This is a genomic window from Enterobacter cloacae complex sp. 402C9, assembly GCF_050030745.1.
Classification (GTDB): domain Bacteria; phylum Pseudomonadota; class Gammaproteobacteria; order Enterobacterales; family Enterobacteriaceae; genus Enterobacter; species Enterobacter intestinihominis.
This window is the reverse complement of record NZ_JBLGUW010000001.1, coordinates 932,817-955,210: the sequence shown is the minus strand read 5'-3', so window position 1 is coordinate 955,210 and position 22,394 is coordinate 932,817. Positions and strand designations below refer to the sequence as shown.

Below are 22,394 nucleotides of genomic sequence, written 5' to 3'. Positions count from 1 at the left end.
TTGCAACCTACTGTTTTATTGATAATTTAGAGGCATTGAAGATTATACCTCGGCCTGGAAAATTATTCACACTGGAGTGGTCGACAAAATGTGGTCACGACACGAGAAATTTCTAGAACAGCTAGAAGTCCCCTCCTGGCGCAAAGCCAATCCTTGGCCCTAAAAATTAATGAACACATCTAATAAACCCTAGCTAATTACCCCACCTAATCGAATAAATCACTTTGCGTTATGCTTTTCCTGGACAACAGCTGAAGGATAACGTCATGCAAACTGTAAAACTGAACAACGGTATTGAAATGCCCTTGCTGGGCTTTGGTGTCTTCCAGATGACAGATGCTGCTGAATGTGAAAGAGCTGTGATTGACGCCATCGATACGGGATACCGCCTGATCGATACCGCTGCGTCTTACCAGAATGAAACCCAGGTCGGAAACGCACTGAAACAGACCGGTATCGCGCGTAACGAACTCTTTGTAACAACCAAACTGTGGCTACAGGATACCCATTACGAAGGCGCTAAAGCCCAGTTCGAACGCTCCCTGAATCGTCTGCAACTTGATTACGTCGACCTGTATCTGATTCACCAGCCTTACGGCGATGTCCATGGGGCATGGCGTGCTATGGAAGAACTGCAACAGGCAGGCAAAATTCGCGCCATTGGTGTCAGCAATTTCCATCCTGACCGACTGGCCGACCTTATCGCCTTCAACAAGGTTGCCCCTGCGGTGAACCAGATTGAAGTTAACCCCTTCAACCAGCAGCTGCATGCCGTTCCATGGAATCAAAGCCATGGCATTCAGCCGGAAGCCTGGGCACCGTTTGCTGAGGGTAAAAATGGCCTGTTCCAGCACCCCGTGTTAACGGCAATTGGTCAGAAGTACGGCAAAAGCGTGGGCCAGGTTGTGCTGCGCTGGATCTTCCAGCGAGGCATCGTTTCGCTGGCGAAATCGGTGCGCAAAGAACGCATGGAAGAGAACATCAACATTCTCGATTTTGAACTCAGCTCTGAAGATATGCTGCAGATTGCCGCCCTCGACACTGCAACCAGCGCCTTCTTCTCTCACCGCGACCCGGCGATGGTGGAATGGCTGACCGGCCGCAAACTTGATGTTTAAGTCGCGATAATAGAGGTATTCACTCAATGCAAAAACGTTATCTGGGTAAATCCCGACTCGAAGTCTCCGCGCTTGGGCTCGGTTGCATGGGCTTAAGCCACGGCTACGGCCCGGCGACCGATACCCGACAGGCTATCGAGCTCATTCGCGCAGCGGTTGAACGTGGCGTCACCTTCTTCGATACCGCTGAAGTATATGGCCCCTTCCTCAATGAAGAAGTTGTCGGCGAAGCCTTAAAACCGTTTCGTGACCGCGTGGTCATCGCCACTAAGTTTGGTTTTACTTTTGGCGACGACAACAAGCAGCAGATTTTAAACAGCCGTCCGGAGCATATCCGTGAAGCTGTGGAAGGATCATTACGCCGTCTTAAGACTGATGTCATTGACCTGCTGTATCAACACCGTGTCGATCCGGATGTCCCGATTGAAGATGTTGCGGGTACGGTAAAAGACCTGATAGCTGAAGGCAAAGTTAAACATTTCGGTCTGTCCGAAGCGGGTGCGCAAACCATTCGTCGTGCGCATGCCGTACAACCTGTCACGGCCCTACAAAGCGAATACTCAATGTGGTGGCGCGAGCCTGAGCAGGAGATCCTGCCGTTACTGGAGGAACTGGGTATTGGTTTTGTACCCTTCAGCCCATTAGGCAAAGGATTCCTGACGGGATCGATTAAGCCAGGAACCACTTTTGGCAAGGATGATTACCGCAGCACCGTGCCGCGTTTCGCCGGGCAGGCGATTGAAGCCAATGAAAAGCTGGTCTTATTGCTGGGTGAACTGGCGGCAGAGAAAGGCGTGACGTCTGCGCAAATTGCGCTGGCATGGCTGCTGGCACAAAAGCCGTGGATTGTTCCTATCCCTGGAACTACGAAACTGCACCGGCTGGAGGAAAACTTGGGGGCCGCCGACATCATCCTTTCTCAGGATGACTCGCGACAGATAACCCAGGCGCTTGAAACGATTAAAATCGTCGGCGAACGTTACTCTCCTGAGCACCAGGCTCGCGTAGGCCGTTAATACCCGGACGGGTCCGCTGCAATTGGCGGACCCGTTATTCCTGGTAGCGAAGTGCATCGATCATCAGCGCAAAAGCAGGCGGATGCTGCTTGCGGCTCGGGTAGTAGAGGTAATATCCGGGAAAAGATGGGCACCACTCCTGCAAAACCTGAATAAGCTCTCCTGACTTTATATAATCCTGCACCCTGTCTTCAGGTATGCAGGCGATGCCAAAACCGGATAACACCGCATCAATCCTTTCCGCCTGCAGATTAAAGGTTACCTGCCCCTCCACTCTGACCCGCAACGGTTTCCCTTCCTTCTCAAACTCCCAGTGGTAAAGTCCACCGGCTGTCGGCAGGCGCATATTGATGCACCGGTGATTTTGTAGTTCGTGCGGCGTTTCAGGTGCAGGATTTGCAGCGAAATAAGACGGTGCTCCCACTACGGCCATTCTCATGTCCGGCCCAATTCTTACCGCAATCATGTCCTTATCCACGCTTTCGCCCAAGCGGATCCCGGCATCAAAACGCCCCTCAACAATATCGACAAAGCCGTTATCAACCACCAGTTCGAGATTAATTTCCGGATATTCCCTGAGGAAGGGTTTTAGCTTCGGCCATACCAGACTTCGCGCGGCATGCTCCCCGGCTGATAAACGAATATTGCCAGAGGCGGTGCCGTTCATCTGAACCAACGATTCCAGCTCCTGCTCAAGATCGGCAATACGGGGTTCAAGGCAGGCAATAATTCTCTCACCGGCTTCCGTAGGGGCAACGCTTCGGGTCGTGCGGGTCAAGAGGCGGATATTTAGCCTTTCCTCCAGGGCCTTCATCGCGTGGCTGAGTGCAGACTGAGAAACGCCCAGTTTGCCCGCTGCTTTGGTAAAACTTCGCTCCCTCGCCACCACAAGAAAGATTTGCAGTTCGTTGAAATTTTCTTTGAGCATCGGCGATTTCCTTATGGAGGCATTCCCTTCATCGCACACTCATGAAGGGTGTTCATAGACACAATCATTTTAGCCCCATTACTGACATTAATGATAATTGATATTCTGACCGTATCGAAAATAAGTCTGAATTATCAGTAGGTTTATCATGAAAATACTCGTTGCAGGGGCGACAGGAAGTATTGGCCTTCATGTCGTCAATACCGCTATCAAAATGGGCCATCAGCCTGTAGCGCTGATCCGAAATAAGCGCAAAGTGAAATCGCTTCCTCGGGGAACAGATATTTTTTACGGCGATGTTTCATTGCCTGAAACACTCACCGAATTACCGAAAGATATCGATGCCATCATCTTCACTCTCGGTTCCGATGGTCAGGGTCGTATTGGTGCCAGGGCGATAGATTATGGCGGAGTGCGCAATATTTTACGAATATTCAGGGATGTATCTGTTCGTATCAGCCTGATGACCACGATTGGCGTGACTGAACGACTCAGCACCTGGAATCAACGCACTGAGGTTCATGACTGGAAAAGACGTGCCGAGCGTCTGGTCAGGGCCACTGGTCACCCCTATACCATCGTCAGGCCCGGCTGGTTTGATTACAACAATGATGATGAACACCGAATCGTTATGCTTCAGGGGGATCGTCGCCATACGGGAACACCGGAAGATGGTGTGATATCCCGGGAGCAAATCGCCCAGGTTCTGGTCAGTGCCCTGACCCACGACGAGGCAAAAAATAAAACGTTCGAGCTGGTGGCTGAACGAGGTGAAGCACAGCAGGATCTTACCCCACTGTTTGCAGACCTGCAGGCTGATGATCCACAAAAAAATGATGGGGTTCTGGACATAGACAATATGCCTCTGCGTGAAGAACCTGACTGCATTATTAACGAGCTGAATTTGTATTCAAAAAAACTAACCAATCGACAACCCTGACAATTTTGTCATATAGCGGTCAGTCTCATGACAGCTTAGGTCTGTATATTTGAATGCACATAGGTGGGCGAGTTCCCCTGATACGAGTCCAGTTTCAAACATAAATTTTAAAAGAGGTATTAGATATGAAATCACTACTTATTACTTCATTGGTCATGGGATTTATTACAGTGAATGCCGCATCTGCTGCTCAGGAAATTAACCATGCAGATGGGAAAGAAAAGCTCGGTGTAGTCTCAGCCAGCAATGCCTATACGCTTGAGGATTTATCGAATGCGCTCTCTCGTAAAGCTGATGAGCAAGGAGCAACATCATTCAAAATTCTGTCAACCACAGGGAATAACCGGCTGCACGGGGTTGCTGAAATCTATAAATAATCATTAGCATCGCGAACAGGATGTGTCACAGCCCTCTTAAAGTGAGCGTCGATTTATGTTCAGAACAGAAGGCATCATCGATGAGATAACTCAATGGATTGATTCAAACTTACACAAGCCGCTGAAGATAGAGGATGTTGCTGCGCGGGCAGGTTACTCCAGGTGGCATCTTCAGCGGATTTTTGTGCAGGTAAAAGAAGTTAGCCTTGGAAAGTATATTAAAGATAAAAAGTTCAGACTTGCGGCGAAAGGTTTTATTGAAACTAATGAACCAGTGATAAACATAGCCTATAAATATGGATTTGATTCACAACAGACTTTCACTCGGGTGTTCTCTAAAAAATACAAATTGCCACCATTAAAATATCGAAACACCGAAAGGATAAGAAACATGTACCTTTGCAGTCGATTCATGGCACAAAGCGGAAGAGCCAACAAAGCTGAAGGTCCGATGTGAGCGATATCCGCCGTCAAGGAAGATATAGTTGCCCGGCGATTATCACCAGATGTACGCTGAGTTATCGCCTCATCTCCCGACTACCCGGAACGCTACGGAACAACTGAACATTCAGATGATTTATTTCACAATTGCTGGATAAGCAACCGTCTCAGCGAAGATCGTAGTTATTGCTGGGAACGCTAAAGAAACGGCGAATCGTATCAATCACTATGCCTGACTCAGTGACGGTCAATCAGCTTGAAACGGGTTTTGTGGCCGTATTGTGCGGGGCTAGCCAAATGCATTTACCGCTGCACCTGTTGTCGGAAAGGTACTATGCAATCGCACATCGAATATAAATTAATATTACTGAACCCTAAAACCTGATCTAAATCACAAAATTAAAATGTTTAGTTCATGAACTAATGGACGCAACTGAGGGTGATTTATGGACACCTTTCAACACAGTTATGAACCGAAACTTAGTTCATAACTGTAAATTAGAATTTAACTTTTAAAAATATAATTTTAAAACAACTGGTTACGCTAATTTTTGTGATGCGTCAAATTATGTATATTCCTCAAACCCAGAATAGTTAAATAGAACAAAAAATGAACATTAAAAAGCTCTGTTGTGGCAAATCTTCCATGTTGTGATGGCCTTTGGGATTAAGTGGTGAAGTGCATTGCTGGGAGTGTCGGCTGTAGGATATTTGGTGAACATTCTGGTTTTTTACGGAGGGTCTGGGCTGGCGGTCTAACAGATCACCAACAGTTCCGTGCCTGATTATTTTAAGCACCAGAGACGAATACTCAATCGTGTGTTTTTCTCAAAGTTACCAGTAACATGAATCCGCATACCCTAAATCATGTTGAAGAAATCAGCACTCGATTAAATTTTGAATTTTTTTTCTTAATTATTGACATGTCGTCCAGGCCTTACGGGATATGGGGTTATGCCTTTTTACCCTTTCACAGCCTTAACTTAACTTCAAAATCAACCCTTGTGCATAAAAGAATCATCTCTAAAATATCGACTATGTGGGGCCGACGTTGATTTACGCCCCCCATATGTAGTGCTGCGCCTGAATTTTAGGCGTAAAAAAACCGGATTCATTTGCATGAACCCGGCTTACAAAGCATGACCAATACGAGTCGCCAAACCCGTATGAATCTTAGCCTTGCCTTCATTTCTGACGGCTTGATTGTGCCAGGCAAAGAGGATCATGTAAACCATAAAATGACGCTCATAAGGAGCATTGCATGACCATTTGTAAGCTGTCACACCGTTACAATACTCTTTTCATCAGCTTACCTCACGATCAAGGTGGTGAAGGTCGCCATAAATGTTGCGGCTGCGCTTACGATCAGGGTTACCGTGCAGGCTTGGCTCGCACAGGGCAAGTTTGGGTAGACTTAGCCGCCTTACCTGATAGCCAAGCGGGAACCGTTCGCCACAAAAGTCCTCAAGCAGCGTTCGCTGATGGTTATCGTGATGGTGTGCGTGAATCTTACCGTCACGCTGGTTAATGTTGACGAAGGGGCTTCATGCCCCTTCCTTTTTACGGAATAGACCGCCCCAAGTTTTTGTAAGATTGACTTTTTCGGTTTGAGATCTCCCCCATTCATAACGCCTTATTTGCTCTTATCCATTCCCTCTGTAAAATGTTACTTTTGTTAACATCCTAAGACCTCCCATGAAAAAAGCTCTCATAATCGCGCTTTCGTTATTCTCCTTACCTGTACTCGCAGAAGAAGATCAGGGGCCTGGAAAATATATTTGTGACATTCGCATATCCAGCCAGGACACCGCTACCAAAATTCTGTCGAAAGCCTCGACTGTTCTTGATAATGAAAGCAACTTCATTGTCCAAATGCCCAATGGTGATCAGTTGTATTCCCCAGATTTAGAAAGTATTGATGATGGATTGAAACAAAAAGCTGAAAAAGGTGGCGTGACCTTCATTCGCCGTCCAACCTTTGGCGATAGGTTCATTGTGGAAGATGCAAATACAGGGTTCTTCTATAAGATGCGCAACTGTGAGAAGAAATGAGGTAAGTCAGAGAATGAAAAATATAGTATTGGCTGTACTGTGCCTTCTCCCTAGTCTCGCTTTTGCTAACGGATATAAAGTCGTAACGAAAGATGGTGGCAGGTCTTTGACATACTATGCAGGTCAAGTGACTTACTCTCGGCTCGACAAGCAAATAAAATGTGCCTTTAAAAGTTCATCCAAAGGCATTGATCAGGAAGGGAATGCCTACAACGCAGACGGTTTTAGTTGCACGAAAGATTTATATGTTGTGACTAAGCTCTGGATTGATACTGGAATGAGGGCAATCATTGAGGTTGATCCAAAGACCGAAAAAAGAGATGTCTTTCAAGTTGATAGCTATAAGCCGTATTAAGGTCTTTATTAGCAATTTTAGACAATAGCAGCCATAAAGCCCCATTAATGGTACAAGCAACAAGCGGAGCGTAGCGACTGCATCAGGCCAACCTAGTTGGTTTCGCTTTGCGAAAGTCACCAGTGACCAAATCAGATTGTCAGAGGGATCACACCTTATCAGGATGCTTGTGTACCTTTCGGAGCGTGAGCGAAGCGCTGGCAGAGCCTGCATGTCGTGTGCAGGTACGTTTATCTGTTTACGTGGCTCATACGGCCACACATCGGGCTTCAATGCGTGTGATCAATCTGTTTCGGGAGGATTTAGAGACGTTGGCAGCGTCATCAGCTTCGAGTTGATAGCGGTTCGTGGGGACTGTTCACGCTTTGTACCTGTTCGAGCTTTACAACTACAGGCCGCTACGTGCTAACATCCCTGAGTAGCCACTGTTAACCTTAGCGGCAACTGTTGGTCATAGAATCCCTTAAAAAAAGATTGTACCTTGAGAACGGCAATCGTCTTAAATTGTTGTTTTTAAAGGATTTTGTTGTGTGAGTGCCGATAATAGGAGTGTAACACGCGATAAATCTTGTGTTCGGGTCTTCTTCTACGACCTTCGCAACTACCTGATTTAACGATTTTTACGCACACTGATAATCTGGCATTCACCATGCACATGATAAACGCCCCTCAACTTTAACGGGGTGGAAAATGAAATACAAGCCGGATCAATACATCATTTCCGATAGTTACGGAGTTTATTACGTCAGGATCTCAATTCCTGTATGGCTCCGTAGTGCATTTGGTGGAAGAAAAACTCTCGTCCGTAGTCTGAACACTTCCGATCTTCGTGTGGCTCGTAGGAAGCGTGATGTTATAGCCGATGAATTTCACCACATCAGGCAAATTGCAGAGCCGCCAAAACCGGACAGCTTGCAGGACACGATCAGCTATCTAAAGAGCGTTGCTAAGTACGCGAAAGCTGCCCCGAAAGCATCAGCGCCGATTATCTACCAATGCCCCTCTCTGAATAAGATGTTAGAGATTTACCTCACGCATAACGCTGATCGCCTGAAAATGGGAACATTAAGCAAGACCAAGAAAGCCGTTGAACTATTCCTGAATTACCTACGAAAGAAGGATGTGGAGCTAAACGATATCAACCGTACTACCGTTACAGGCTGGCTTGATCATCTCAGAGAGACAAAGGCAGTCCAGACAGTGGCTAACTACCTATCAGCAATGGCAAACATTCTCGATCTTGCCTCTTCCCGATACCAGGACGCCCCACCGCTGGAAAGTAACGTGTTCAGAGGGCATAAACTCAACACAGCGCAGAGCCGCCAGAGTTACGAGGCATTCACGGACGAAGAAATTACGAAGCTCATTAGCACGTTTAACAAGTTAAGCGAGGACGAATTAAGGGATGTGAGCGCCATAGCCGCTTATAGCGGAATGCGCATCAATGAAATAGCCAGTTTGAAATCTGACAATATTCGTGAAGTTGAGGGGGTGTTATGTTTCGAGGTATTGGAAGGAAAGACAGCTAACGCTTCCAGGCTAATCCCATGCCATAGTGCGATTAAAACAATGGTCCTGGAACGCTGCCAGAAGCCGCACAACGGCTTTTTATTTTACCGTGCAAGTGTGACCAAGAGAGAGGACGGCAAGCGCTCCTCATGGCACGTAAACCGCTTTGGACGGCTTAAACGCGATATTCTCCCAGGGCAGAAAAACAAGGTGTTTCACTCGTACCGCCATGCCGTGATCAGTAAGCTAAACGCCGCCGGAGTGGATGAATCTCGTATTGCCTTGCTCGCGGGCCACTCATTTGGAGAAACTGAATCTTTCAAGACGTATTCGAAATCCGTTCCTGAGCGAATAGTGAAGGAACTAAAAGAATATATCGAATTAATCAAATATTAAAATACCTTAAATGTGAGGGGGAAATCCCCCTCTATGTTATTTATACCATACACTTTGCATATATTGCGATGTTTCAGATGAAATATTATACCAATATGCATAATTATTTGTTGCATCTACAACTATCAATTTATCATCACTATCCATCGCTTTGTGAACTATTTGCGCTGCCTGTTCAGAATTGTAATGTGAATTAACATACCAATTTGATTCTGTAACTTTGACTGCTACGCCCAATGATTTAATAGCTTCGTAAACTGCTGGATAGTTTTTAGTTTTAATCAAGTCATAGGTTACAAAAAGATTGTTAGCCATTTTATTCTCTCCAGAGATTCAAAAGAATAAGCGCCGCTATAGGCGCTTTGAGATGTTTTTATTTCTTAGCTTTCTTGGTAGGGATTTTGATAGTTTCAGTTACCGTAGTGTCAGGATGTCTTTTAGCTTCAATGGGCTTAACAAACTGACCAGTTATCGCAGAACGAACTACTGTTTTCTTAGCCATAAAACACCTCATCTTGGAGATAAAGAGTGAACTGCTTACCCTTTTAAGAATAAGGGACAAACGAAGCGGCGTCAAAGAAAAAACACCACATATACACATCATTTACAAAACAAGCGCAATATGTGGTATCTCCATGCAATTTACATCACAATCACCCGCCTGTGCTGCTCTGACCGCTCAAGGCTGACAAGGTGAGCGACTGTGTAAAACTCGCTTGAGAAGCTCTCGCCTGGAAATCAATGTAATCGCTCAATCTTGAGCTATCGCTGGCGATGGTGAGCGGAACAGACGCTTCAAGATTTAGATTGAATACAGGTGCAAGATTGTACGATGGCGCACTATTGGTGCTGGTTAGGGATGATATAGCAGAATCACGAAGCGCTCCCCCTTGCAGAGAATCACCATTCAGGCCGTATTGTTCTACCGCTGTCCCTGTAGGCTGATCATCAATTCCTAACCAGCCTTTAACAGAATGACCTACACTACGGCTGTCCCACCCTGTCATGTCCTGCACCCAATCAGCCGCCGCATTCGCACTACCACCCACAGCACCATCGTAGAGAGCCTGGGCCGCTGGCTTATCTTTATCAGCAAACCAATCAGGGAAACGAGAGCGAAGCCCAGCATTGATATCACTCACAACGCCGGAAATCTCACCAACGAAGCCCGTCACCTGTTTAGCAAGGTCGCCTAATCCCTCACCTAATAGCCCTGCACTCTGATTGATTGCCTGTGTATTTTTCACCAACTCATCACCGCTATCGGCAAAACTGGACATAAAGCCAGTGAATAGACTGTTATTAACGCCATTCATCAGATTACCCATTGCTACACTCAGGTCACCATATGCCAGAGTTTGCCTTATTTGCTCATCGTTAAGAGTTTGACCACTTTCAACAAGGCTTTTCAGGACGGAGATAAACTGCTCACCGTTATTTTTGAAAAGATCGAGGTAGTGCATCCCATCATCAAAAGTATTTTCGAGAAGATGCCCGATCTCACCGTCTTTCATCCCGCGACGCTGGCCTTCATTTACCACCGATTGTAGGTAATCAAGCGGATTATCTGCATACTGTGAAAGCTGCGATTTGTTCCAGCCAAACTTATTTAACACTTCGTCAACGGCGCTATTTCCACCAGACCATTTACCGCCTTTGAACTGGCTATTTAATAATGTTTCGTTGATTCTCTCGCGGGTATCTTTCCCGAAGCCATCCGTGATCTTGTCAACGCTGGCGCTCGAAACCCCGTGCTGCTGCCCCCAAGATACAATCGCCTTAACAGCGTTAGGATTCAGTTTGGTACGTTCCGACATACGGACAAGCTCAAGATTTTCATCTCCTTGCTGCTTGATACGAGACAAGACTCCTGCCCCGCCAGCTAATGCAGCAGTAGCACCAACAAAGCCAGCACCGCCACCTATAACATTCAGCCCTTTTTCTTTAATACCCTTTGCAGCCCCTGCATAGTCGGTTTTCTTAGCATGTCTGATTGCTGCCGCCTGTGCTTGTGTGGATGCCGTCACTTTCGCTTGAAGAGCCGCCTCACGGCGCATAAGGGCGATTCTTTCACGTAGTTCATAGTTCATCTTCTGACTACTGATCTGACCGTTGCGGAATAGCTCTGTCTGTTCCTTAGCGAAACGTGCAAATTCCAGTTGCTTTAGTGGATCAATGCCATATTTTCCGGCTATACCTTTCATTTGAAGGTTGGCTGAGCGCCGTTTCAGGTCTGCCATTTCATTACGTTTGGCAATCTTCGCCGCTTCCCTGGCCTGCGCCTTCGCCGCTTTCTCTGCAATACGTTGCTGTTTTAAATCATTGGTAGATTTTGGCGCTGTATTGAATTTGGCATTATCTGCCATTGCAGCCGCTTTACGCTGCCTTTCTTTCATCGCTTTGAATTTGATCTTAGGCTCAGCCAGAGACTGGAAATACTTCTGTAAATCCTTCCCCGCCTGCTTCGCTGCCCTAAGACTATTCTGATCGACAGAAAACGTAATTACGTTCGATACACGTGAGGCATTTATTTCAAGCATCGCCACCGCCTTGTTTATCAAGGAAGTGATGCACGGCCTCGTCGACGGTTTCACCACGGAAAATACGCGCTCTAACGCCCGTATACGAAATCTCTAATAGCTCGCAAAGCTGGCTCACCTTGAGCAGCCCTTCTGCATCGTCTGCACTCAGTCGAACATGTAAACCACGATTTGATTTAAGTATGAGTTCCACCTCTATTTTTCCTCTTGTTATGGGGGAAACAAAAAAGGGATGCCACCAGAGCCACAATTGCGCTGTGGGTTAGTAAACATCCCTCATTAAAGCGCCTGAATATTTCCAGCGAGTCAGGCTCCCGCTTGCTCATTAAGCAGTGATGGTGATTTTCACCTGCATACCTAACGCATGATTGACAGGCAACGCCGAATTTTCGTGCATAACGTGGTACGCATCGCCGCGCTCACTCAGGTAGCCCCAAGAGTAGTATTCAGCAGGTGCTGCATCGATCAGCGCGAAGTTGCCAGAGGCAGCGCCGTAAATATTCTTATAAGGATTTGAGTTGCCTTTGCTAAACACAGGCACCGCCACCATATCAGCATCATCCGGCATCTGTGCCAAGATCAGCGCATCTGTCACTTTAACAATGTCGATAGGCGCACCAGGCAGACTAAACGTACTAACTCCTGGGAGAAGCTCGTGACGCTGGTAGAACAGGTTACGGTCGTCATATGGCGCTACATACTGGAACGCTTTAGACATACTGTCAGAGAAGCGAATCTGGCTAAATGCAGCAGGCTTAGCGAATACGATCACTCGTTCAATCTGACCAGCCAATCCACCTGCGGCAGCCTGAACTTTGTCTAAGATGGCATCAAAATCCTGTGCCGCTGTCGCTGTACTCACGCTGGCTGTCATTGGTACTACACCGAACAGTTCAGCATAAGAGATCAGCAGGTCATCAGTAGCAGGGGTATAAACTTCACCTTTGAACAAAGCACGGGCCAGGTAAGATTCACGGGTACGAAGGTAAGCAATTTTATGTTTCCCAGTGTACTCGGTGTACAGGTCGGTAACGGTTTGTTCGTAATCAGTGCCTTGTACCCTTTTCCCTTGTACGTCTACAGGTTTAAACTCATCTTCCCTTGCAAACCAAGGAATCTCGATAAGGTATTCTTTACCATTCTGACGCGCTGTAGTGTCGTGGTTTGATGAATAACGGCTCTGCGGAATGTTAAACAGGCTGTAGTTATCATCAAGAAGCTGTGTCACCACCACTTTCGGATTCTGGACGCCTACCCCGTCGAATAGGTCGAGGGCATTCATAAGATAGTTACGTTCCGGCAGAGCGTGGAAGATTGGCGCTAAATCGACCATCTCACGCCCAATTGCGATTTTACTCATTATTTATCTTCCTTGATTAAGAGGTGAAGAATGGACGGCATACGAATCCTTTGGATTCGAGCGTGGCGATAGCTGCGGCATGGTTAGCTGCATTCAGGTTGTCGGCTTTAAGCGCTACGAAGCTACCAACATTGGGCGCACGTAGGACATTCACGGTTTTACCGTCGCCAGCAGTGACAAATTCACTCACCACCACAAAGGCATTATCGCCGGAGGTGTATAGAGCGCCATCAGCGCCGATAACATCGCCGCACTGAATATCCGCTGGCAGGTCGAAAACACGACCTTCTACGACTGCGAATGAGTCCGTGGCGTAGCTCACTACGTCAGTGAAACTCTTACGAATTGGGAAAAGTTCGGTTAGGTCTACAATCATTGTTGTTTGATTTCCTTCGATTTGATTGCGATCCGTTCCTGCATACTAAGTTGAGGAGTGTCCTCAGAAGGGAAATAACGCTCTACAGCTTTTTCCATTTCCTCAATGGTACATCCTGCCATTTCAGCCACTTTAGCTATCAACTCAGGATTAACTTGAATCACTTCGGATTTGTATTTTAGGATTCGGTCGCGATTGTTTAAGAGAAACATTCTTCGTTTCCTTCGCGTTGTGTCTGCCGTTAATAACGAAAATGTTACACACAGACGATTAAAAAGGGGCGGTTAAGCCCCTGGAGGAATACCTTGTTAGAGAGGCATTGTTAACATCATTTTCAGGAGGAATGAGGTTAAGAGTGACTTCTAAAATAATGAAGGGCGCAACTGTTACGAATAACAGAAGAAGGATCGCCCGTCATTGCTCCCACCTCAAAACAGAAGCCCTTCTGTCATGGCGAGAAGTGGGAATGGAATCTCAATATCACCACTGGAATAGTAATAAGAGATTGCCAGCCTGAACGTAACTACCACTGACGGCATTTATTCAGTCTGACTACTTATAATCCTAACGGGGTTATAAGGTTTAGAGCAAAGAATTTGCTCTCTGAAAGAGAATGTGCGCGGTGATTGTCCGTTACCACCCGACACAAGTGGGAACGCCCGCGCCACCCTTTGGAACTAAACACAACAAAGGAAAACAACCAGCTTTCAGAGAGAAAATTCAGATGGAGAGAGTGCCGCTATGAGAAACGGCATTCTGGAGGGAGAGGTGATTCGAATACTATCCATACTTCTTATTCTATAACATTTCTGTTAATTTGTCAATACCCAAACCGACATTTTATTCACTTCACTTGCATTTTTATTCAAATTCGCTTACTGCGTATTTCTCGGCAATGGCTCCTGCCAGTTCCGCAAGTTCGGCGGTGATGTATTGCAGGGAGCAAGCAAGCTCTTCAAGGTCATTCGCAATGCGCCACTCCTGATCCACGGTGACGGTATCCCCGTTCATCTGCACCAGGTGCTCTACAGCAGCATACCAGTGTTCAAGGGCAGTGATTGCCTGTTCAGTGTATTGCACCGCCTCCAGGAGCGCGGAGGGCGTTCTCTCACGCCACGCCTTATTAACAAGCTGCAAGGCTGGTAAATGCCAGATATCGTGGAAAGAGTTAATTAGGGTGTTCACGATGTTCACGGTGTCCATAGTTTTATTATTCATTGTTGTTTTCTTTGTCGTCAAAGAGAATGTCAAAATCTTGTATGTGGTGAGATAAGCCGTTAGTTTGGGAATACCCCACCCAGTCAATATAGTTTTCTGCGTATAGCTGCCATTTCTTAAGATTCGATGAATCAACACGGTATTCACGGCGGCGGCGTGGTTTATAGAAGACGTTATCCGAAGATGCTAAAACATCCTGCAATAGTTCAAACTCTGCCCCTACGGGCACCGTTGCAGGGTATTCTATTATTTCGGTGATCCATTCTCCTGGAATAGACTCTCGTGCGAGGTCTTGTAGAGAAGAGGTGTATTTACGTTTGCTGGCGCGTGTTGCTTGTTCTATCCGTTTAATTGGATTTCGTTCTTTTCGTCCCATTCATTCCTCGTAGAGGGGGAAACTCCGTGTTTTCTCGTTAATGTCCATACTGCGTAAAATGCAAATAACCAATACATAGCGATGATCATAAAAGTTTCCCGATTGTTTTTATTTAGTCGTAAGTGTAATGTCGCAACCTTTACCGCGACCAGGTTTGATTAACGTAGTAGTTAGATAACCATTGCGGCGGAGTTTGCGAATCGCACTCGATACAGTTGCTACACTTATCCCCAATATTTTTGCTATTGATTCCTGCTTCACATTTGTTAATGATGGCAGTGATTCGAGATGCATTAATACCAGACGTTCCGAAGGTGACAGATTCTTATCGTGAAGGTATGGAGATGAAATTTTACATTCTATCTCTTTCGGTGGCTTCATCGCAGCATTGAATAGCGTAACAAGAGCATTAGCGTAACTTGATTCACCGCGATCAGCGTAAACATCTACAAGCTCTTGAGCTTGTTCGAATGCAACGCCTCTTTCAACTTCTGTATTTAATAAACTGGCAAGATGGATGATGTTAAGATCACGCTCGTTGTATTGTTTAGGTATAACCGTTTTCAGCATAAATGTTCTATTTCCTCGTAGATTGATTTGAGTTTGGGATTGATTGTGTAGTCCAGGTATCCGTTAATGAGCATCCATCTTATTTTCGGATGTTGTGAAACAGGTAGATTCTTTTCAGGATTCTCCCATTCATCCCGATACACCCCGATTGAGACAGGGTTAACGACTTCGATTTCTATTTCTCTGGTTGGAGGTGGTGTAGATTTCTTCTTCGTTACTGACTTTGGTTTTTCCCGTTTTGGAATAGGTTTAGTTTCTTCCGTTATTTCGTCAAACTCGCACATCGGATCGGCTTTCGTCTCTTCGCGTTGCTCCTCTAATTGCACCTCTGGAGTTACGTCTTCATTAGATTTGCCAAACACTGGATGTTTTAGACAATCTACCCATTCGGGCGCGGTCTTACGTTTGGTTGCGTTGATATCACGCTCAAAGAGGAAATTTTCCGGTGTAATGTCGGTTATTGTCCACTGGTTTGATCGCTTTGGCTTAACGCTGGCAATCAATCCTACTTTTCGTAGCCTTGCAACAATTCGTGTTGCTGTTGCCGAACTAACACCAATACTTTGACCAATCTGATCAACGTCATCATAATAACTTCTTCCCAACTCTCTAACGAAGTAATAGTAGCGGTGGCGCATTCTTACATAAAATTGTTTATCGTCAGGTGATAGGAATTCTGTAACCCCTGTTTTAAGATTGGTGATCCTGGTGCATTCGTTAAATGCGTCTTCGGTGTTGGTGAAACTGAAAACCTTACTGTTTATAATGTCAGTCATGTTAGGGTGTATCCTTATTTGGTAGAACGTTCTCCGTTCTTAATTGATGTGGAAAGTGTGGTTGCAGCGTCAATTAACATCTCCTGCACTGTTACGCCTCTCGATCGCGCCTCTTTGAACAAAGTGCTAAACACTTCATCCGGCAGTTTTACGAATGTTCCGGCTGGTTTCTTCTTCTGGATTTCGCTCATTTGGTTTCTCCTCCTGGTTTATTCGTTAGTTTCTTTCTGTTCCGCTCGGATTAGATCGAAACGGCGAAGCACTTCATTAAAGAACTCTTCACGATCTTTATAACCTTGTCTGCGGTTGGTGTTGCGGATTGCTTTAATCTGAAAGCGAGTGACCTCGCCATTTACAAGCTGTGATACAGTAGTGTCAATGTCAAAATACTTAATTTTGGTTCTCCTTGCGTGAGTTAAACGAAAACACCATCCAGGGAGAACGTTAATAACGTTGCCTGATAGTGCGGTGTAATTTAGATTGTTTAAGAGGCTGAACACCTCAGAAATAGAAGGTAAGAATCTTTTTCTTAGCTCTTAATACTACTTTAACACAAAAAAGCCATGTTGTCAATGATTATTTTTACCCACTTCAGATCATAACACACTCTCCAGTTGGGATCAACCTCTACCATTCACCATTAAGCGCGCTGTATCGCGTCATAGGAGGTTTGCATACACATGCACTACATCGGTATTCCCTGCACCGTTTAAAGCGCTCTATGGGCTTCCTGTGCGCCCTCTGGCACTTACCGAAACCAATAGCACAACTACAGAGGGATAACGGTAGTTATCATGATAGTAGGTGTTGGTATTGGATTGAGGCTGGATGAACCGTAGCACGGTGAAGCCTTAGCCGTGGGCTAACTTCGCATGGATGAAATGCGGAGCATGGAAGACAGGCAGAAGTTATGCCGAAAGACATTGCGCACACGGCGCATAGCTTCTGTGCCTCGTTTCACGAGGGCGAAGCCCTGGCACAATCACAGACAGATGCGCTGATCGCTGCGTCGTGAGCGGCTGACCGAGTAGCCACCCAAAGGCGAATCAGGTCACTTGCCAGGCGATACACGCCAGCAAAGCGAATCTTTCACAAGATCTTCTAAAAGCTCTCTTTTAGAGATCGCTTTTAGAATCTCTTTGTATAGAACATCAATTTGATGTGTAGTTTGCCGATCCATACATCAATTTGATGCGTATCCCATGCATCCATACATCATTTTGATGTATATCCGCTTATCCTCAGTTTCGACACACATCATTTTGATGTATATCGTCGCCCTGCTCACTACGAATCGCACATGCAACAACACCTAAGATTAATCCGAGGTTAACCAGGGGTTATCCCTACCAAACAGACATCTAATCCGCTGGTAATTGGCAGGTAAAGAATGCCGTTGTTACAGGGGTAAAGTTGCCATAGTTAGCAAATAGTAACTATCACTCACTTTGCGTAAAGCCGCACGGCGCAAGGCTTACAGCGGTCATTGTCCACAATGAGCACTTCCATATTCGATGCACTGTGCTGAACGAGTTTTTTAAATTGAAACGATGTTTCTTTTTCCATGCCGAAACCCACCAATTCATTAGCATTCTAATCATTTCATGATGCAATCAGTTTCAAGTGCATAAACTCCGCATAATCTGTGCATACAGGCAGGTTAGCGACGCCCTCGCCCAACGAACAGACATTCATCCCCATTAAATCAATGAGATAGACAACAACCACACACAACCACCTGTAGTGTGATGTTCTGGTGTTCCCGCTCTTCTTCGAGCCGATCTGATGGTTTGGCAACGTTCAAACACATGTTTATAAATGCCAACACAATGATTTTATTGAAGATATTTCAAAATCATGCAGATTTCGATCTGGGTGTGCCTGATCTTCGCGTTCAGCACTGGACACAACCACGCCATTAACCACACACAACAAAGATCATTTTTCGATCTATTAACTTGCAACACACTGAAATTGATCATAATATTTATTTCATTGATTTAGATTTGTGTCCTCAAAGGAGGGTTAATTGAACAGAGCAGTCGTGTTAGACGAGCAGCAAGCCAAAGCGATCAGGGAGTGGCTAAACGCTCATAACAAAAGCCTGATAGCTGACGTTACGTTAATGATGCAAGCCGCCGTATTGCGTGTGGGGGATGCCGTAGCTTTGCGCTTCGATGAAGTGATCAACGGTGAGATAGACATAGAAGAACAGAAGACTGGGAAGCGTAAAGCCCTCACCCTTCCGGCTCCAGTGGTGCAGATGATAGCTCGTCGCCGTGCTGAGTATCCGCATGATGTGCATGTGTTCAGGAGCCAGCGTAACCGATCAATGAACAAGCAAGCGCCTGTACGACGCGAAGAAGTGAGCAAGCAGATCGCAGAGGCCGCTAAAGCTATCGGTATTCATGGCACTGTATCAGCACACAGCTTTCGAAAGGCGGGGGGGAATGCTCTTTTCAAGCGTTCTGGAAATAACCTGGCCCTCGCTATGACCGTGCTCAATCACAGCAACATCACCGACACCAGACGCTATCTGGATTTAGACAAGCAAGCCGTTAGCCGGATTATCAATGAAATGGATTTATGAGAGTCGAACATTCAACTTGCAGAGACTACAGTACCAAGCGTTTTGACCCCTCGTTACAGCAAACTGTTGCATATGCCTTTTAATATTCTTTGTTTCATAACAATGAGGGCAAAACGGAGTTTCATCTCCGGCTTTCCAATAAACATTATCCTTGAAGATAAATGTCGATTTGTCTTTCAGCTGATCTTCAAGCTGCTTATTTTTCTGTTCAGCGTCGAAAAGTAGCGTTTGTGTTGTTATCGCTTCAATCTTGGCGTTAGCAAGTTCGACCATTAGATTAGCTAACTCAAGTTTGAGCGTAGCCTTGTCCAGTTCATCGCTGTTATTTGCCAGCTTCTGAGTGATGCTCACCGCTTTATCAAGAATCCCTATAGCTGCCGCCGTGCTTGCCAATACTCCTGCCATAGCCTCTCCTACGTACGTATCGATTCGAAGAATATGTTACTGCCGATTCCCTACGCATACCAGTGTGGAGAAGATACCACAAGGACTCGGACACCACCTTCATCACATCACAATCAGAATCCACTTAAAATTCTTGAAATTATGTTTTAACATTGCAGGCGCTTCTAAATAAAACAATCATTCAGGATGATTTATATGCGTAAAGGTTTATTGGTGTTAGTGGCTTCAACTCTGCTTCTCTCTGGGTGTGCCGTACAGAAACAACTGGTTCCAACTGGTGGTAGCAAGGCCGATGGGACTGTAAAAATGAGTTATTCCTTTGGAATGTTTGAATCACCTAAAGTGAACGTTCAGCAAGGCGCTCAAGCAGCAGCACAACGTTGCGCTGCATGGGGCTACTCTGGTGCTGAGCCTTTCGGCGGTTATACTTCAGTTTGTTCCCAACCATCCTCAAGCGGATGTATGGAAACAATGGTCACAATGGAATATCAGTGTACTGGTGACTTGAAGAAGTAAGATTCGGGGGGCGGGTTGCCCCCTTATTTTTTGGGATACGAATTTTCAGCAGTGACTAAATGTCATACTGACTTATCGTTGTACGTTCTTTAAAACAGGGATAAAATTAAGATAATTCGTAAAAAATGGATTGGTGCATATGGTTAAGAAAATCACTTTACTGGGCTTGTCGGTGCTTTTTGCTACACAAGTTGCCTTCGCTGAAAATTCAACCAATTGGATTGAAGTTACGACGAATAAAGACGGTGCTTTTTTAGTCAAGAAAGGCACATTTAGAAATGTAAAAGGTGATTCATCTGCTTTGTTCATGTATGAAAAAACAGATAAAAAAGTTGAATATTACAAAATTAGTATGAAAAACACAGATTGTGACAATGGATATGGTGAAATAAAATTTTTCTATATGGACGGAAGTTTAGCTTTTAAAGGTGATTATGTGGCTGATGGAACCAGTGTTGGGGCTGGTCTTGGTGATTTTCTTTGTGGAGTAAGAATCGCGGCGGAAGCACAAAAAAGTTGAGGAATGGGGGGCACATCCTACAAGAAACATGCCCTCACCCCTTCATATAAATTTCCTCGCCTCTGAAACCAGCTTCATTTCAGCTTCTTCGATTGTCTTGCGTTCTAACCATGATTTACCCTCCGGCGTAGCCAGGAATTTACGGGCGTGAATCTTACGATTGTTGCGCTTAGTGGCTGCTGTATTCGTGGCTTTTGACATTGTATCCCCTCCGCTGAATATGCCAGCGTTCAACGTACAGCAGAGAGACAGTACAACGAAAGTTACAATGGTGCAGATAATAGATGACCATTACGTGCCGTGTTGGGCACATAAGAAAAGGCGGCGCGTAGCGCTTCCGCAGGGTGTAATCCCTTCGCAGGGAGGATAAAGCCTTAGCACGTTCTCTTATCAGGTGATCGTTATACTCCGGTGATCGAAACCGTGGCAGAGCCGGATTCTTTCCCGATCCGGTTAGTCTTCCCAACATTACGCCTGTTTATTCTCTGCGACCTTTCACAAGGTGTAGCATCATTGAGCGCCGCACGAAGCGCGGAACGTATCGCTAAGGGTTCAAGTGATGTGTTTAGAGAGTCCGGCAACTCTTTCAGCTTCAAGGGATGGCAAAATTTCTAATGCTGTTCGGGCTTGAGCTGGTAACTACCCGCCAGTACGTTGTACAATCCTTGAGCCGATACAACGCAAAGGCGTTTACCAAGTGTTATCAAGGATGATAATGAAAGATACAATCCTTTAGCTTTTTGACGCTAAGTGATTGATTTTCTTAGATGGTGCCGATAATAGGAGTCGAACCTACGACCTTCGCATTACCGAAACTCGCGTAACCACATGAGTTTGTGAGGTTCGATTGTAGGACGCATTTGTAGTAGCTGCTACATGATGAAGTAGTCTTACTCCGAAAGACCTTAAACTCTTTTACAGCTCTCTCCTGATGACATTTAGATTTTACTTTACACGAGAACAGAACTCTTCCCAGCGAGCGACCAAGGCAATTTTATCAAGTGACAGCACTGTTTGAATTACGTGTCCTTCAAAATCGAGGTAGCTATCAATTGCTCGCTCACTAAAATGAATCGTGAGGGTTTCCGGGTTGACTGCCATATCACCGCGATCAAAAACAGCATGAAGATCTTTTCGAAGAGCAATCCCATTAGCTACCTTCATCGCACCACCATTACTATGCGGGTGTATATGCGCAGCATCCAATGCGGCACGATACTCAACACCAGTTACAGCACACACATTCAAGGAATTAAGCAATACTGCATTACGGAAGCGAGCCTGGCCGAAGCGACTATATGTGTTATAGGTCTTAATCATTGAGCTATTCACCATATCCCGTATCTGATCGGGATGTAGCTCGAAATCAGCTTGATCAACCTGACTCGGTTTTAAGTGAGGGTGGCTTCCTGCTGATCCTCTAACCTCGTTGTAAGTCGAGTAAAGCTCTCCTCTCGTCATTGCTTCGATTCGTGCGGGCTGATAGCCCTCTTTAATCAAGCGACGATAAGCACTTCGGTAGTCTTGTTGGGACTTTTCAGAAAGTAAAACACCGCCTTTTCCATCAAATGAAATTAACCAGAAATCTTCTTGGTTACTGACCTTATTCTTACATGCCTTTAAGTGCCAGCCACCACTTCTAGCCCAATCAGCTCGCTGATTACTATGATTAGTCGTGTCATATCCTAAGCTATTGAGCCAGCTATAAAATGAAGTAAAACCTAAATCCTGAACTTCTGAAGAAGGGATACGCACGGCCTGTAAGGTGTGACGTGGCTTTATGAGCGGAGCGGAATCGTTCAATGATTTTTTCCCAAGGTTAAATACTGCCGTTACTCACTCAAACCGGAAATGCAACTGCGTTCAAATTCCGAAAGGACAAATGAATATCAGTCACTTTCAAGGCTACCCCATCAAGCTTATGTTATATATGATTTTTATTGCACTTACTTTGACTTAGCCTTGAAAAAAATGCCACCGTAACGCCTACGTAATGCACCTGAATTTTGGTGTTT

27 protein-coding genes and 1 pseudogene are annotated in these 22,394 nt (G+C 45.6%); 12 read left to right on the top strand and 16 right to left on the bottom strand.

Annotation, left to right across the window (positions count from 1 at the left end; genetic code table 11):
* Window positions 1–266: 266 nt before the first annotated feature.
* Window positions 267–1,118 carry an aldo/keto reductase gene (locus ACQG1K_RS04535; RefSeq protein ID WP_063149366.1) on the top strand — a complete coding sequence of 284 codons (852 nt, stop codon included), beginning with the start codon at window positions 267–269 and terminating at the stop codon, window positions 1,116–1,118.
* A 26-nt stretch (window positions 1,119–1,144) separates the two neighbouring features.
* Window positions 1,145–2,134, top strand: a complete 990-nt coding sequence (locus tag ACQG1K_RS04530; protein WP_063149365.1) for an aldo/keto reductase — start codon at window positions 1,145–1,147, stop codon at window positions 2,132–2,134.
* A gap of 34 nt (window positions 2,135–2,168) precedes the next feature.
* Here the strand turns inward: ACQG1K_RS04530 and ACQG1K_RS04525 are convergent, their stop codons facing one another.
* Window positions 2,169–3,062, bottom strand: coding sequence for a LysR family transcriptional regulator (locus tag ACQG1K_RS04525; protein ID WP_063149364.1), 894 nt, complete (start codon window positions 3,060–3,062; stop codon window positions 2,169–2,171).
* A gap of 148 nt (window positions 3,063–3,210) precedes the next feature.
* Between ACQG1K_RS04525 and ACQG1K_RS04520 the strand changes: the two genes are divergently transcribed.
* From ACQG1K_RS04520 to ACQG1K_RS04490, 7 genes and pseudogenes are all read left to right on the top strand, one after another.
* Window positions 3,211–4,002 carry an SDR family oxidoreductase gene (locus ACQG1K_RS04520; protein ID WP_063146715.1) on the top strand — a complete coding sequence of 264 codons (792 nt, stop codon included), beginning with the start codon at window positions 3,211–3,213 and terminating at the stop codon, window positions 4,000–4,002.
* Between the two features lie 125 nt (window positions 4,003–4,127).
* On the top strand, window positions 4,128–4,379 hold the full coding sequence (locus ACQG1K_RS04515) for a DUF1471 domain-containing protein (RefSeq protein ID WP_154850576.1): 252 nt from the start codon (window positions 4,128–4,130) through the stop codon (window positions 4,377–4,379).
* Window positions 4,380–4,434: 55 nt separating this feature from the next.
* Window positions 4,435–4,836, top strand: coding sequence for a helix-turn-helix domain-containing protein (locus ACQG1K_RS04510; RefSeq protein WP_241512031.1), 402 nt, complete (start codon window positions 4,435–4,437; stop codon window positions 4,834–4,836).
* A gap of 12 nt (window positions 4,837–4,848) precedes the next feature.
* Window positions 4,849–5,129, top strand: a pseudogene (locus ACQG1K_RS04505) (LysR family transcriptional regulator); the annotation flags it as partial.
* A 1,386-nt stretch (window positions 5,130–6,515) separates the two neighbouring features.
* The gene (locus ACQG1K_RS04500; RefSeq protein ID WP_154850578.1) at window positions 6,516–6,872 is read left to right on the top strand and encodes a hypothetical protein; all 357 of its coding nucleotides are present in this window, start codon (window positions 6,516–6,518) and stop codon (window positions 6,870–6,872) included.
* Between the two features lie 13 nt (window positions 6,873–6,885).
* On the top strand, window positions 6,886–7,227 hold the full coding sequence (locus tag ACQG1K_RS04495) for a hypothetical protein (RefSeq protein ID WP_170233064.1): 342 nt from the start codon (window positions 6,886–6,888) through the stop codon (window positions 7,225–7,227).
* Between the two features lie 690 nt (window positions 7,228–7,917).
* Window positions 7,918–9,132: a DUF6538 domain-containing protein gene (locus ACQG1K_RS04490; RefSeq protein WP_367076070.1), complete on the top strand. Its 1,215-nt coding sequence runs from the start codon at window positions 7,918–7,920 to the stop codon at window positions 9,130–9,132.
* Window positions 9,133–9,168: 36 nt separating this feature from the next.
* Here the strand turns inward: ACQG1K_RS04490 and ACQG1K_RS04485 are convergent, their stop codons facing one another.
* The 12 genes from ACQG1K_RS04485 to ACQG1K_RS04430 all read right to left on the bottom strand — a co-directional run bounded on the left by ACQG1K_RS04485 (window position 9,169) and on the right by ACQG1K_RS04430 (window position 16,539).
* The gene (locus tag ACQG1K_RS04485) at window positions 9,169–9,447 is read right to left on the bottom strand and encodes a hypothetical protein (protein WP_033801635.1); all 279 of its coding nucleotides are present in this window, start codon (window positions 9,445–9,447) and stop codon (window positions 9,169–9,171) included.
* 58 nt (window positions 9,448–9,505) lie between these two features.
* Window positions 9,506–9,634 carry a hypothetical protein gene (locus ACQG1K_RS04480; RefSeq protein ID WP_257394210.1) on the bottom strand — a complete coding sequence of 43 codons (129 nt, stop codon included), beginning with the start codon at window positions 9,632–9,634 and terminating at the stop codon, window positions 9,506–9,508.
* Between the two features lie 151 nt (window positions 9,635–9,785).
* Window positions 9,786–11,672, bottom strand: coding sequence for a hypothetical protein (locus ACQG1K_RS04475; protein ID WP_146877325.1), 1,887 nt, complete (start codon window positions 11,670–11,672; stop codon window positions 9,786–9,788).
* Entirely contained in the window at window positions 11,665–11,865 is a 201-nt protein-coding gene (locus ACQG1K_RS04470) for a hypothetical protein (protein ID WP_040117868.1), read from the bottom strand. Before ACQG1K_RS04470 ends, ACQG1K_RS04475 begins: the two co-directional genes overlap by 8 nt.
* Window positions 11,866–11,997: 132 nt before the next feature.
* Complete coding sequence (locus tag ACQG1K_RS04465) at window positions 11,998–13,032, bottom strand: major capsid protein (protein ID WP_103883389.1); 1,035 nt, start codon at window positions 13,030–13,032, stop codon at window positions 11,998–12,000.
* A gap of 16 nt (window positions 13,033–13,048) precedes the next feature.
* Window positions 13,049–13,408: a hypothetical protein gene (locus ACQG1K_RS04460; protein WP_103883390.1), complete on the bottom strand. Its 360-nt coding sequence runs from the start codon at window positions 13,406–13,408 to the stop codon at window positions 13,049–13,051.
* On the bottom strand, window positions 13,405–13,620 hold the full coding sequence (locus tag ACQG1K_RS04455; RefSeq protein ID WP_063249876.1) for a hypothetical protein: 216 nt from the start codon (window positions 13,618–13,620) through the stop codon (window positions 13,405–13,407). The genes ACQG1K_RS04460 and ACQG1K_RS04455 overlap by 4 nt, the downstream gene beginning before the upstream one ends.
* A gap of 649 nt (window positions 13,621–14,269) precedes the next feature.
* Complete coding sequence (locus tag ACQG1K_RS04450; RefSeq protein WP_367076073.1) at window positions 14,270–14,626, bottom strand: hypothetical protein; 357 nt, start codon at window positions 14,624–14,626, stop codon at window positions 14,270–14,272.
* Complete coding sequence (locus ACQG1K_RS04445) at window positions 14,619–15,002, bottom strand: hypothetical protein (protein ID WP_039271871.1); 384 nt, start codon at window positions 15,000–15,002, stop codon at window positions 14,619–14,621. Before ACQG1K_RS04445 ends, ACQG1K_RS04450 begins: the two co-directional genes overlap by 8 nt.
* 108 nt (window positions 15,003–15,110) lie before the next feature.
* Window positions 15,111–15,572, bottom strand: coding sequence for a helix-turn-helix domain-containing protein (locus tag ACQG1K_RS04440; RefSeq protein WP_367076075.1), 462 nt, complete (start codon window positions 15,570–15,572; stop codon window positions 15,111–15,113).
* On the bottom strand, window positions 15,566–16,348 hold the full coding sequence (locus ACQG1K_RS04435; protein WP_367076077.1) for a winged helix-turn-helix domain-containing protein: 783 nt from the start codon (window positions 16,346–16,348) through the stop codon (window positions 15,566–15,568). Before ACQG1K_RS04435 ends, ACQG1K_RS04440 begins: the two co-directional genes overlap by 7 nt.
* A 14-nt stretch (window positions 16,349–16,362) precedes the next feature.
* Window positions 16,363–16,539 carry a hypothetical protein gene (locus tag ACQG1K_RS04430; protein WP_367076078.1) on the bottom strand — a complete coding sequence of 59 codons (177 nt, stop codon included), beginning with the start codon at window positions 16,537–16,539 and terminating at the stop codon, window positions 16,363–16,365.
* A gap of 1,838 nt (window positions 16,540–18,377) precedes the next feature.
* Here ACQG1K_RS04430 and ACQG1K_RS04425 point away from each other — a divergent pair.
* Window positions 18,378–18,938, top strand: coding sequence for a tyrosine-type recombinase/integrase (locus ACQG1K_RS04425; RefSeq protein WP_104672419.1), 561 nt, complete (start codon window positions 18,378–18,380; stop codon window positions 18,936–18,938).
* On the opposite strand, the gene ACQG1K_RS04420 is transcribed toward ACQG1K_RS04425, so the two are convergent.
* Window positions 18,933–19,343 (bottom strand): hypothetical protein, encoded by a 411-nt coding sequence (locus tag ACQG1K_RS04420; RefSeq protein ID WP_047740943.1) that lies wholly within the window; start codon window positions 19,341–19,343, stop codon window positions 18,933–18,935. The two genes, ACQG1K_RS04425 and ACQG1K_RS04420, sit on opposite strands and share 6 nt — an antisense overlap.
* A gap of 195 nt (window positions 19,344–19,538) precedes the next feature.
* On the opposite strand from ACQG1K_RS04420, the gene yecR reads away from it, so the two are divergent.
* Entirely contained in the window at window positions 19,539–19,859 is a 321-nt protein-coding gene (gene yecR, locus ACQG1K_RS04415) for a YecR family lipoprotein (protein WP_072058937.1), read from the top strand.
* 139 nt (window positions 19,860–19,998) lie between these two features.
* Complete coding sequence (locus ACQG1K_RS04410; RefSeq protein WP_047740944.1) at window positions 19,999–20,379, top strand: hypothetical protein; 381 nt, start codon at window positions 19,999–20,001, stop codon at window positions 20,377–20,379.
* Between the two features lie 42 nt (window positions 20,380–20,421).
* Here ACQG1K_RS04410 and ACQG1K_RS04405 read toward each other — a convergent pair whose 3' ends face one another.
* A complete protein-coding gene (locus ACQG1K_RS04405) occupies window positions 20,422–20,580 on the bottom strand; it encodes a hypothetical protein (protein ID WP_164987685.1) in 159 nt (52 codons plus the stop codon).
* A 744-nt stretch (window positions 20,581–21,324) separates the two neighbouring features.
* The gene (locus tag ACQG1K_RS04400) at window positions 21,325–22,182 is read right to left on the bottom strand and encodes an HNH endonuclease (protein ID WP_063146722.1); all 858 of its coding nucleotides are present in this window, start codon (window positions 22,180–22,182) and stop codon (window positions 21,325–21,327) included.
* Between the last annotated feature and the right edge of the window lie 212 nt (window positions 22,183–22,394).